Genomic DNA, 12,865 nt, shown 5'->3' on the forward strand with positions numbered 1-12,865 from the left:
CGTCGCGTTCCCCAGAGGAGTCCCCTACCGTGCGCGAAGAAGAGACCCGGCACGACATCGTCGTCGTCGGTGGCGGGCTGGCGGGCGTCTGCGCGGCCGTCGCCGCGGCCCGGCTCGGACGCCGCGTCGCCCTGATCCACAACCGCCCGGTCCTCGGCGGCAACTCCAGCAGCGAGGTGCGGGTCTGGGTGTGCGGGGCGACCGCGCACGGGGTGCACCGGTGGGCGCGCGAGAGCGGCATCATGGGCGAGCTGTACACCGAGAACCAGTACCGCAACCCGGAGGGCAACCCGTACTACTGGGACCAGGTCGTCCTGGACACGGTCCTCGCAGAGCCGCTGCTCGACCTGTACCTGAACACCGACATCCGCGAGGTCGAGGCGGAAGGCCCGGCCGACGCACGCGGCGTGCGCGGCTGCACGGGCTGGATGATGGGCTCCGAGCGCCGCATCACCTTCCGGGCGGAGCAGTTCCTCGACTGCACGGGCGACGGACTGATGGGTCACCTGGCCGGGGCCCGCTACCGCGTCGGCCGTGAGGCGCGCGCCGAACACGGGGAGCCGTGGGCGCCCGAGGAGGCCGACGAGGCGCTGCTCGGCTCCACGATCCTCTTCCACACCAAGGACGCCGGCCGCCCGGTCAAGTTCGTGGCACCCGCCTATGCCCGCGACCTCGCCGCCACTCCGATCCTGCGCAACCGGGTGCTGCGCACGGGCGACAACGGCTGCGACTACTGGTGGATCGAGTGGGGCGGGGAGCTGGACACCGTCCACGACAACGAGCGCATCCGAGACGAACTCCAGGCGGTCGTGCTCGGGATCTGGGACCACATCAAGAACTCCGGTGAGTTCCCCGACGCCGAGAACCTCACCCTGGAGTGGGTCGGCAGTCTTCCCGGCAAGCGCGAGTACCGGCGCTTCGTCGGCGACCACGTCCTGACCCAGCAGGACATCCTGGAGCAGCGCCCGTTCGAGGACCGGGTCGCGTTCGGCGGCTGGTCGGTCGACCTGCATCCGGTCCAGGGCATGTACGCGGACGAGCCCGGCGCCCGCCAGCGGTACGCGGACGGCGTCTTCCACATCCCGCTGCGCTGCCTGTACTCGGTGAACGTGTCGAACCTGCTGTTCGCCGGGCGGAACATCTCCGCGACCCACATCGCGTTCGGCGCGACCCGGGTGATGGCGACCTGCGCCACGCTCGGTGAGGCCGCGGGAACGGCCGCGGCGCTGTGCGTCGGCATGGGGCTGACCCCGCGCGAACTGGCCCTGAAGGAGCCGGATTCCGTGCGGCGTACGCTGCTTCGGCAGGACGCCTCCGTCATCGGGGTCGCCGACGACGACCCCGGGAACCTGGCGCTCGGCGCGGTGGTCTCGGCCTCCTCCCACCTGTCCCGGCTGGCGGCCGGGCCGACCACCGCCGAGCCCGGTGAGCGGTACCCGCTCGACCGGGACCTGGCGCTGCTCCTGCCCGCGGATCCCGCGGTGGAGACGGTCGGCCTGCTCGTCCACGGGGGCGCCGTACCGGCGGAACTCACCGTCGAGCTGTGGGACACCGGGCGCCCCGAGAACGCCGTACCCCTGGGGCACCTCACGACGACCACGGTGGCGGTGCCGGCGGGCGGCCCGCACTGGGTCACCGCGCGCTTCGGCCACCGCCCGCTGTCCGCGCACAACGTCGTCGTCATCGTGCGCGCCCACCCCGGGGCCGCTCTCGTCCTCGTCCCGCACCGCACCGACGGGGTGCTCGCGCTGCGCCGCAGGGCCGAGGGGGACGCGGCGGTCGACCACGACATCCCGGAGGAGGAGGGGCAGTCGGTGCTGGAGTGGCAGGCACGCGGCCTGCGCCGCCACACGTTCTGCTTCCGGCTCTCCCCCGACACCCGTGCCTTCCGTCCCGCCCAGGCGGCCGGCGGCTTCCAACGCCCTTACGGCGGACCGAACATGTGGTCCTCGGACGCGCTGCCCGAGCCGGGGCGGGCCGGCACGGGCACGGACGGCACCTGGCTGCGGCTGGACTGGGACCGGGAGCAGACACTCACCGAGGTACGTGTGGTCTTCGACGACGACGTCGACGAGTACCTCAACAACCTGCACCGGCACCGAACCCCGTTCGAGGTGATGCCAGAACTCGTACGCGCCTACCGCGTACAGGTCCTGGCTCCCGACGGAACCTGGCGCACGCTGGTCTCGGAGGCGGCGAACCGGCGCCGCCACCGCGTGCACCGGCTCGCCGCCCCGGTCGCCACCCGCGCGCTGCGCCTGGTGATGGACGCGACACACGGCGCACCGCGCGCCCATGTGAGCGCGCTCAAGGCGTACGGCGAGGCGTGCTGAGCCGGAGTGACGCGGGCCCGCTGAGCCAGTCGTGGACGGCGAGAGCGGTCGTGCGGGCGTGTTCCTCCAGTACGGTGAAGTGGTCGCCGGGCACGGTGACCTCCGTGTGCGGCAGGCTCCAGGTGGCCGCTGCCTCGATGCCGGGCAGCGGATCCCCGGCGCGGACGAAGAGCGTGGGTGCCGACAGCTCCGCCGGTTCCCAGCCGGAGAACCGGTCGAGATAGCCGGCCATCGCCGTGAGCCGGTCGGATTCGGCCGGGGCGAACCGGGCGGCCTTGTCGAGCATTCCGATGGTCATCGCGGAGAGCGCGGGCCCGCCCTCTGCTCTGCTGCCGCTGTCGCCGGGGAAGGTGTCGATCAGGACCACGCCGGACGGGCCGGCGCCCGTGCGTTCCAGGTGTTCGGCGACAGCGTGCGCCACCCATCCCCCGGCCGAACGTCCCAGCAGCACGAACGGCTCGCCGTCCGCGCACGCGTGGACGGCGGCGGCCTGCGCGGAGACGAAGGCCGCCAGGGTGGCGGGCATCGCCTCGTGCGGCAGGAATCCCGGGTTCGGCAGCACGGAGGTGCGCCGCAGGCCCTGGAGGGACTGCCCGAAGCGGGCGTACTCGTGCGGGCCCGACAGCGCGCTGAGAGCCGGGAAGCAGATCAGCCGGGGAAGGGCGGGCCCGGTGGCGGCGGTGACGGCCGCGGGCGGGGTGCCGAGGGCGTCCGCGCTGTCGAAGACCTCGCGGAGGCGGGAGGCGATCGTCAGCAGTGCCATGCCGTCCCAGGACCTGCCCCGTGCGCAGGCCGTGCGGAAGAGGGCGGCCAGGGAGTCGGCAGCGGCTCCACGGCGTGCCGGGCTGTCTGCCGGAGCTCCGTCCGTCACTCCGGTCCGCGCCCCGGGCCCGGTGGAGGGTGTCCGCGGGACGTTCCTCGCGAACTGATCCTCCAGGTGGGCGGCGACCGCACGCGGTGTGGGGTGGTCGAACAGGAGCGTGACCGGCAGGGCAAGCCCCGTCAGCTTCGCGAGCCGGTTGCGCAGTTCGACCGCTGCCAGTGAGTCGAGGCCCAGCTCTGCCAGTGGCCGGTCCGCCCCGACCGCGGACGCTCCCTCGGTGTAGCCGAGTGCGGCCGCCGCCTCCTTCCGTACTTCCGACAGGAGCAGAGCGCCGTGTCCGCCCGCGGGTGTGCCGGCCAGCCGTCGCGGCAGTGAATCGCCGCCCTCCGGCTCCGAGCGGGCCCGGCGGACGGGCCCGTGGCCGGGCATGCGGGAGAGCGGCGCCCCGGGGGCCGCGCTCGCCTCCGGGTTCAGCCGGGCCGCGACCAGGACCGCGTCCCGGCCGCCGACGGCGGTGTCGAAGAGCCGGAGGCCTTCCTCGGTCCGCAGCGGGACGAGACCGGAACGGGCCATCCGGCGCAGGTCCGCTTCGCGCAGTTCTGCGGTCATTCCGCCGCTCTGCCGCCAGGGCCCCCAGACGAGGGAGGTGGCGGGCAGGCCGGTGCTCCCGCGGTGCTGTGCCAGCGCGTCCAGGAACGCGTTCGCCGCCGCGTAGTTGCCCTGGCCGCCCGAGCCGAACACCCCCGCCACCGAGGAGAACAGGGCGAAGACCGCCAGGTCGCTGCCCCGGGTCAACTCGTGCAGAGCGAGCGCCGCGTCCGCCTTCGGCCTCAGCACGCGGTCCAGGCGCTCCGGTGTGAGTGCCGGGATCACACCGTCGTCCAGCACCCCCGCGGTGTGCACCACGCCGGTCAGCGGGTGCTTGTCCGGGACATCCGCGAGGAGCGCGGCGAGGGCGGTGCGGTCGGCGACGTCGCACGCGGCCACCGTCACCTCCGCACCCAGCTCGGCCAGTTCCGCGCTCAGTTCGGCGGCGCCGGGCGCGTCGGCCCCGCGCCGGCCGACGAGCAGCAGGTGGCGCACACCGTGCTCGGCCACGAGGTGGCGGGCGAAGGAGGCGCCGAGGGAGCCGGCTCCTCCGGTGATCAGGACGGTCCCCTCGGGGTCCAGCCGACGCGGCGGGCCTTCGTCCGGCGCCTTGTGGGAGGCCGGTACCAGCTCCGGTACGTAGGCGACTCCGTCCCGCACGGCCGTCTGCGGTTCCGGGCTCGTCAGGACCTGTGCCAGGGCTCCCGCCGATGCGGGGCTGCCGTCGGTGTCGACCAGTGCGAAACGGCCGGGGTTCTCCGTCTGCGCCGAGCGGAACAAGCCCCATACCGGCGCGCAGACGAGAGCGTCGTCGCCCGTCGCGGTGCGGTCGTCCGTCTCCGCCCCTGTGACGACGGCACCCGAAGTGACGATGACCAGGCGGGAACCGGCCAGGCGTTCGTCGGCCAGCCAGTCCTGCGCGAGCCGCAGCGCCCATCCGGCGGTGCGGTGCGCGGCAGCCGCGCGGTCCGCGCCGCCCGTCCCGGTGAGCGGCGGGCAGGCGATGACGACGGCAGGCGCGTCGGCGGCGGCAGAGGCGGCGTCCGCGTACGCCGTGGGCCGGACGCCGGAGCGCAGAAGTGTCTCGCGCAGTCGCGGGCCGGGCTCGCCCAGGAGACCCCAGGTGGCCGGCGCCGTGGTCGGGGCGGTGGCTGCGGGCAGGGGCGCCCAGTCGAGGCGGAACAGGCAGTCCTCGTGCGCCCCAACGGCGTGCAGCTGCTCGCGGGGCAACGGTCGCAGGACCAGCGACTCCACCGTGGCCACCGGGGTTCCGGAGCCGTCGGCCAGCTCCAGCCGTGCCCCGTTCTCCGCCGTCGGGCGGACCCGTACCCGCAGCCGGCGGGCACCGGAGGCGTGAAGCCGCACGCCGCTCCAGGCGAACGGCAGGGACACCCCGTTCTCCTCGGGCGCGGCTCCCGCGAGCATCAGGGTGTGCAGCGCCGCGTCGAGAAGGGCCGGATGCAGTGTGAACCGGCCGGCGTCGCCGGTTTCTCCGGGCGGGAGCGAGACCTCGGCCAGGATGTCGTCGCCCAGCCGCCAGGCGGCCCGCAGTCCCTGGAAGGCCGGGCCGTAGCGGAGCCCCCCGTGGGCGAGCCGGCCGTAGAAGTCCTCGCCGGACCCCGCGTCGAGCGGCAGCGGGACGGCGCCCTCCGGCGGCCACGGGCCGGGTGCGGCCGAGGGCTCCGGCAGCTCCTGGGGCGCGAGGGTTCCGGAGGCGTGGCGGGTCCAGGGTCCGTCGTACCCGGGAGTGTGCGGCCGCGCGTGGAAGACCACGGCCCGCCTGCCGTGCGCGTCCGCTCGTGCCACCTTCACCTGCAGCTCGACCGTTCCGTCGCGGGGCAGCGACAGGGCCGCCGTCAGGGTGAGTTCCTCCAGTACGGGGGTTCCCGCCCGGTCTCCCGCGTGGACCGCCATGTCGACGAACGCCGTCGCGGGCAGCAGTACGGCGCCCAGCACCACGTGGCCGGCCAGCCAGGGGTGGCCGGCCGGGGAGAGCAGCCCGGTCAGCAGCAGACCGTCGTCGTCCGCTGTCGATGTGGCGGAGCGCAGGAACGGATGGGGCGCGGTGTCCGGCTCCGCCGTGGTCTCCGGCCGGTCCGCTTCGATCCAGTACCGCCCGCGCTGGAAGGCGTAGCCGGGCAGTTCGGTACGGCGTGCACCGCGTCCGGCGAAGACGGCGTGCCAGTCGATGCCGACACCGTGGGCGTGCAGCGCGGCGGCGGTGGTGAGCAGCGCCTCGGTCTCCGGCCGGGGCCCGCGCAGCGTGGGGACGACCTGGGGTGCGGACCCGGTTGCGTCGGCCGTCGGTTCAGGCGTGTGCATGTCGGACAGGCAGTCCCGTGCGAGGCCCGAGAGCACGCCGTCCGGGCCGAGTTCCACGAGGTGGGCCGCGCCGCGCTCCCGCAGAATCCGCACCGCGTCGGCGAAGCGGACCGGGCGGCGTACCTGGTCCACCCAGTATCCGGGCGAGCACAGTTCCGCGTCCGTGGCGGGCCGGTCCGCCAACGCCGTCACCAGGGGAAGCAGCGGCGGGGAGTAGGTGATTCCCCGCGCCACCACGGCGAACGCGTCGAGCATGGGTTCCATGCGCGCGGAGTGGAAGGCGTGACTCACCCGCAGCCGTTTGGCCTCGCGGCCCTGTTCGCGCCAGTACGCCAGGGCCTCCAGCACCGCCGGTTCGTCACCGGAGAGGACCACCCAGCGGCCGTTCAGGGCCGCGATGTCCACCTTCTGCTTCCCGTCGGCGAGGTACTCGGTGATCTCGTCCTTCCCGGCCCGTACCGCGGCCATCGCCCCGCCCGAGGGCAGTTCGTCCATCAGACGGCCCCGTGCCGCCACCAGCGTGCAGGCGTCGGAGAGGGAGAGCACCCCGGCGGCGTGTGCGGCCGCCAGCTCCCCGAGGGAGTGCCCCGCCACGAGGTCCGGGCGCACCCCCCAGGACTCCAGCAGCCGGAACAGCGCCACTTCCAGGGCGAAGAGCGCGGGCTGCGCGTACCGCGTGGTGTGCAGGAGGCCGTCTCCTTCCGGGCCTTCGGCAGCCGTATCCGCGAACACCACCTCCCGCAGCGGCTGGGGCAGCAGCGGATCCAGCAGGGCGCAGGTCTCGTCGAAGGAACGGGCGTAGGCGGGATGGGCCTCGTACAGTTCCCGGCCCATTCCGGCGCGCTGGCTGCCCTGACCGGTGAACAGGAAGACGACCGGTCCCGCCGGGCGGGGGCCACCGGTGCTCACCCCGGGCCGCTGCCGCCCTTCGGCGACCGCGTCGAGGGCGGCGAGCAGCCCGTCCCGCTCCGCGGTCACCGTCACCGCGCGGTGTTCGAAGGCGGCTCGGGTCGTGGCCAGGGAGTAGCCGAAGTCCAGCAGGCTCGTGCCGGGGCGGGCGGCCACTTCGGCGTGCAGCCGCCGGGCCTGTGCCCGGAGCCCGGCGGCGCTCCTCGACGACAGCGGGAACGGCACGGCCCCCGCCGAGGCCTCCCGTCCGGCCGGGGGGCCGCTGTCCGGGTCGCGCCGGTCCGCCTCCGGCGCCTGCTCAAGGAGCACGTGGGCGTTGGTGCCGCTGATCCCGAAGGACGACACGCCGGCCCGCCGGGGCCGGCCGGTCCGGGGCCACGGCACCGGGCGGGTGAGCAGTGACACCGCGCCCGAGGACCAGTCCACCGCCGGTGTCGGCTCGTCGGCGTGCAGCGTACGGGGCAGCACCCCGTGCTCCATCGCCTGGACCATCTTCATCACACCGGCCATGCCCGCCGCGGCCTGGGTGTGCCCGAGGTTCGACTTGACCGAGCCCAGCCACAGCGGGTTCTCCCTCGGGCCTGACCGCCCGTAGGCCGCCAGGAAGGCCTCGGCCTCGATGACGTCGCCGAGCCGGGTGCCGGTCCCGTGCGCCTCCACGGCGTCGATCTCGGCGGGCTCCAGCCGCGCGTCGGCCAGGGCCTGGCGGATCACCCGTCGCTGGGCCGGTCCGTGCGGTGCGGTCAGGCCGTTGCTGGCGCCGTCCTGGTTCACCGCGGAGCCGCGTACCACGGCCAGTACCCGGTACCCGGCCCGCCGCGCCTCGGACAGCCGGGTCACCAGCAGCATTCCGGCGCCCTCCGCCCACCCGGTGCCGTCCGCGGACGCGGCGAACGCCTTGCAGCGGCCGTCGGCGGCCAGGGCGCGCTGTCTGCTGAACTCCACGAAGGAGTCGGGCCCGGACATGACCGTGACGCCACCGGCCAGTGCGAGCGAACACTCGCCCCTGCGCAGCGCCTGGGCCGCCAGGTGCAGGGCCACCAGCGACGACGAGCACGCCGTGTCCACGGTGATCGCCGGCCCTTCCAGGCCGAGGGTGTAGGCGATGCGTCCGGAGGCGACGCTGCCCGCGTTCCCGATACCGAGGTGGCCCTCCACCTGCTCCGGTGTGCGGGCGAACCGGCTGGCGTAGTCGCTGTACATCAGCCCGGCGTACACGCCCGTGGGCGTCCCGCGCACCGAGCCGGGGTCGATGCCGGCGTGTTCGAAGGCTTCCCAGGCGACTTCGAGGAGCAGCCGGTGCTGGGGGTCCATCGCCAGTGCCTCGCGGGGCGAGATACCGAAGAACGCCGGGTCGAAACGGTCCACCCCGGACAGGAAGCCGCCCTCGCGCACGTATGTCCGGCCGGCCCGCCCGGGGTCCGGGTCGAACAGCCCGTCGATGTCCCATCCCCGGTCGGCGGGGAACGGGGTGATGGCGTCGACGCCGTCGTCGACGAGCCGCCACAGGTCCTGCGGGGACTCCACACCGCCGGGGAAGCGGCACGCCATCCCCACGATCACCACGGGGTCGTCGTCGGTTCCGGCCCCGTGGGTGCCGGTGGCCGGGCCGCCGGCCGGTTCGCCGGTGAGCCGCGCCCCGAGGTGGGCGGCCATCTCCCGCGCGGTGGGGAACTCGAAGACGGCGGCCTCGGAGAGGGAGAGGCCGGTCGCCGCCGAGAGACGGCCGGCCAGCACGGTCGACGTCAGCGAGTCGAGGCCCAGGTCACGGAACGCGGTCCCCGGCTCCACTTCCTCGACGGCGCAGCCCAGTACGGCGGCGGCCTCGCCCCGCACCAGAGCCGCCAGGTCCACCGCTTCCGTCCCGGCGGGCGAGGTGGTGGCGGCCGCCGCCTCCAGGGGCCTGGCCGGCAGGTCGTTGAGCGCGTACCTCTTGGTCTTCCCGGAGGCGGTGCGCGGGATCCCGGCCACCTCGTAGAGGGCGGCGGGGACCTTGAACGGTGACAGGTGCTCGCGGCAGCCGGCCAGGACCGCTCGTCTGTCGAGCGCGCCGGGCGTCCGCGGCACGAGGTAGGCGACCGGCACCTCACCGAGTACGTCGTCGGGCCGGCCGGCCACGGCGGCGTCCTTGATCCCCGGCAGGGACCGCAGTACCGCCTCCACCTCGGAGGGGTGGATGTTCTCCGCCGCGCGGATGATCAGCTCGCTGAGCCGGCCCGTGACGGTGACTTCGCCGTCGCCATCGATCCGGGCGAGGTCGCCGGTGCGGTACCACCCGTCGCGCAGTACCTCCGCGGTGTCGTCGGGCCGGCCGTGGTACCCGGCCATGACGCCGGGCCCCGATACCCACAGCTCGCCCTCCCCCGGGGCTTCGCCGCCGCTCGCGGTGCCGTCGCCGATGCGTGCCCGGGTACCCGGGAGCACCCGGCCGCAGGAGCCTGCCGGCCGGGCGGCGCCCGGCACCGGCATGGTCACGGGCCCGGCCTCCGTGCTCCCGTAGTGCTCCAGGAACGGGACCCCGCAGGTCTCCTCGAAGTCGCGCCGGAATGCGGGCGCGGCCGCCATGCCTCCGCTGACGCAGCCGCGGAGCGCGGGGGCCCTCAGCCCTTCGCCGCGTACGGCGTCGAGGAGCTTGCCGTACGTCGTCGGGACGCCGCCGAGCAGCGTGACCGGGTCGTCCGTCCGGCGCAGTTCAGCCAGCACGTCCGGCACGGAGAACCTCGGCAGGAGCACGGCGGACGCCCCGGTCGCGGCCACCCCGATGACGCAGAGGATCTGGCCCATGGCGTGGTGGAGGGGCAGCGGCCAGAGCAGCCGGTCGTCGGGCGACATGCCGAGGACGCCGACGAGACCGGAGGCCACGCCCGACAGGCGGTTGCGCTGTGTGGACAGCACCCCCTTGGGGCTGCCGGTCGAGCCGGAGGTGTAGAGCAGCCACGCCGCCTCGTCGAGCCCGAGGTCGTCCGGAGCGGGGACCGATGGTTCGGTGGCGGCCAGCTCCTCGTAGCAGAGCGTCCCGTCGGTATCGGCCGCCGCGTCGTCACCGCCGGCGTGGACGAGCACCACGGTCAGTCGGGGGCGCTCCGCCAGGAGCGGCCGCAGCGTGGCCAGATGGGGCCGGTCGGTGAAGACGAACCCGGCTCCGCTGTCGTCCAGCATGTGGGCGAGCTCGGCCCGGGTGCTCCGCGAGTCCATCGGCACGCCGACCGCGCCCGCTCTGGTGACGGCGAGAACGCTCTCCACGGCTTCGATGCGGTTGCCCAGGAGGACCGCCGCCCGCTCGCCGTGCGGCAGCCCGAGTCCGGTCAGCCGGCCGGCCAGTCGGCCGGTCCGCAGCTCCAGTTCCTCGTAGGTGACCCGGGACACCGCGTCCTGGAAGGCGACCTTGGAGCCGTTGCTGCGCGCGTGCTCCCTGAGCAGCTCGGGCAGTGGCCGGATCTGGGCTACGCGTAGTGTCACCGGGACGAACACTTCCTCTTCGGACGGCAGTTGATGTTGATTCAATATGGATCGGCAGCTGGATGGACCCGTCACCTTTTTCGTACCGGGCGGGTTGGCCGGTCGCAGGGTTCGCTGTGGCCCGGCGGTTGGCTCGTTCGCGCCCGTGGCTGTTCGGTACCTGTTCCGTTTCCCGCGGTTCGGACCGATGCTGACCGGGACGAGTGCGGCGGGGCGACAGGGGAGCGCGTGTGACGGTCAGGGCAGCGGACGCAGCGGGCAACGACCAGGGACAGGGCGCCGGGCCGGGAGCCGGGGCGGCCGGGACCACCGCCCCGGGTGCGGCTCAGGAGTCGATGACGCCCTTCGACGAGATCTACGACCGCCCCGATCCCCGGGCCTTTTTCGGCGCCTTCCGGCCGCTGGGCTACCGGACGCCGCACCACGCCCAGCAGATCCACCGCCGGCTGGTCGCGACCGGTGTGTGTGCGACGGAGTCCGGAGCGGTGCTGGACATCTGCTGTTCCTACGGCATCAACGCGGCCCTGCTGAACCACGATCTGACGCTGGACGACCTGTACGACCACTACACCTCACCCCGCGCCTCTGCGATGACCACCGGCGAACTCGCCTCCTGGGACCGTGAGTTCTACCGGTCCAGGCGTCGCCCCGACGCGGTCCCCGTGTTCGGCCTCGACGCGGCGCCCAACGCCGTCGCCTACGCACGCGAGGTGGGCCTGCTGGACGAGGCGTTCGGGGAGAACCTGGAGGTCGCACCGCCCTCCGCCGCTCTGCTGCGGGCGGCACGGCGCGTCCGTCTGATCACGGTCACGGGCGGCGCCAGCTTCCTGTCCTCGCGCACCTTCCGGCCACTTCTGGAAGCGGCCGACACTCCGGTCTGGGTGGCGTCGCTGGTGCTGCGTACCGGCTCCTACCGGCCCATCGCCGAGTGTCTGGAGTCCTTCGGGCTGGTCACGGAGAAGGCCGCTCCCCACACCTTCGTACAGCGTCGCTTCACCGGTCCGGAGGAGCGGCAGTTCGCCGTGGAGTCGGTGATCGCGGCCGGCGAGGACCCCCGGGGGAGAGAGACGGACGGTCATTTCCACACCGCCGCCCATCTCTCCCGTCCCGCCCAGGACACCGTCTCGTTCCCGGTCACCGGCCTCGTGCAGCCGTCCTGAGCGGTTCACGTGCCCCGAGGTGGGTGGTGGCAGCGGGGCTACGTCTGTGGCCAGGTCACCTCAAGGCGCTCCGGACTGCGCGAGGTGGTCCCCACCCGCCAGTGGACGGATTCCGGCGGTTGGGAGAGCCGGAGCCCCGGGAACCTGACCGCCAGCCGGTGCAGGGCCAGCTGGAGTTCCGTCCGGGCCAGCCAGGCGCCCAGGCAGTAGTGCGGTCCGGCGCCGAACGACAGGGTGGGCGCCTCCATGGGTGCGAACAGGTCGTCCGCCGTACTCGGCGGGAAGACGGCGGGGTCGCGGTTGGCCATGCCGCAGTCCGCCAGGACCACCGCTCCGGCCGGGATCAGCACGCCCCCGACCTCGACGCTCTCGGCCGCCCGGCGGGTGCTTCCCCGGTCGTCTCCGAGGGGGATCAGGTGGAGCAGGCGGTCGGCCACCGTGCCGGCCTCCTCCTCGGAGGCGGCCACGAGGAGCGGCCAGGCCTCCAGCCTCTCGGTGAGCAGGTAGAGGAGCGAGTTGCCGAGCATGGTCATCGTGCTGTCGTGTCCGCCGACCACCAGTCCGCAGACCAGGCTGACCAGTTGCGCCTCGGGGATGCCTCCCTCCTCGTCGGCGGCCCGTACCAGGCCGCTGACCAGATCGACCCCCGGATCACGCCGCCGTGCCGCCAGCAGCTGTGCGCCGAACTCGGAGAACTCGGCCATGGCGGCGCCCACCTCGTCACCGCTGCGGGAGCCGTCCGTGAAGGCGTGATCGCTCCAGTGCCGCATCCGCTCGCGCGCGGACTCGTCCAGCCCCATCAGCCGGCTGATCACGGCCACCGGCAACGGCAGCGTGAACTCGGCGACGATGTCCACCTGGCCTGCGCCCTGCGCCAGTCCGTCCAGCAACTGCTCCACGATCGCCGCGATCCAGGGCTGCCACCTGGCGACCGCTCGGGGAGTGAACGCGCGGCGCAGGGTGCGGCGCAGTCTGAGGTGGTCGGGGCCGTCCTGGTTGAACATCAGGTCCGGGTCGTTGACCAGCCCCGGCGTCTGGGTGACGGACGGGCCGTCCGCCGCGTACAGCTCGGCCCGGCCGAACCGGCCGTCGCTGAGCACCTGTTTGACATCGGGATAGCGGCTGACGAGCCAGGCCGGCGAGCCGTCCGTGAGTTCGGTGAGCCGCGGCGGGCCCGGGGTGCCGAACTCCATCCGGTGGAGCGGCGCCAACAGCGGTCCGGGCCCGGCACTGCTGCTGGTGCTGACTGCGGTGGACAAGGTACCTCCTGG

General features: G+C 73.9%; 4 protein-coding genes. 2 read left to right on the forward strand and 2 right to left on the reverse strand.

What is annotated here, in order from left to right:
* Positions 1 to 29 precede the first annotated feature (29 nt).
* On the forward strand, positions 30 to 2,333 hold the full coding sequence (locus tag ACIP89_RS34010) for an FAD-dependent oxidoreductase (RefSeq protein WP_402118234.1): 2,304 nt from the start codon (positions 30 to 32) through the stop codon (positions 2,331 to 2,333).
* Here the strand turns inward: ACIP89_RS34010 and ACIP89_RS34015 are convergent.
* The gene (locus ACIP89_RS34015) at positions 2,308 to 10,434 is read right to left on the reverse strand and encodes a type I polyketide synthase (RefSeq protein ID WP_402118236.1); all 8,127 of its coding nucleotides are present in this window, start codon (positions 10,432 to 10,434) and stop codon (positions 2,308 to 2,310) included. The genes ACIP89_RS34010 and ACIP89_RS34015 overlap by 26 nt on opposite strands.
* 230 nt (positions 10,435 to 10,664) lie before the next feature.
* Between ACIP89_RS34015 and ACIP89_RS34020 the strand changes: the two genes are divergently transcribed.
* A complete protein-coding gene (locus ACIP89_RS34020) occupies positions 10,665 to 11,594 on the forward strand; it encodes a hypothetical protein (protein ID WP_402118237.1) in 930 nt (309 codons plus the stop codon).
* A gap of 38 nt (positions 11,595 to 11,632) precedes the next feature.
* On the opposite strand, the gene ACIP89_RS34025 is transcribed toward ACIP89_RS34020, so the two are convergent.
* Positions 11,633 to 12,787: a cytochrome P450 gene (locus tag ACIP89_RS34025; protein WP_401925528.1), complete on the reverse strand. Its 1,155-nt coding sequence runs from the start codon at positions 12,785 to 12,787 to the stop codon at positions 11,633 to 11,635.
* Positions 12,788 to 12,865: the final 78 nt, after the last annotated feature.

Source organism: Streptomyces sp. NPDC088730 (genome assembly GCF_044751215.1).
Classification (GTDB): Bacteria; Actinomycetota; Actinomycetes; order Streptomycetales; family Streptomycetaceae; genus Streptomyces.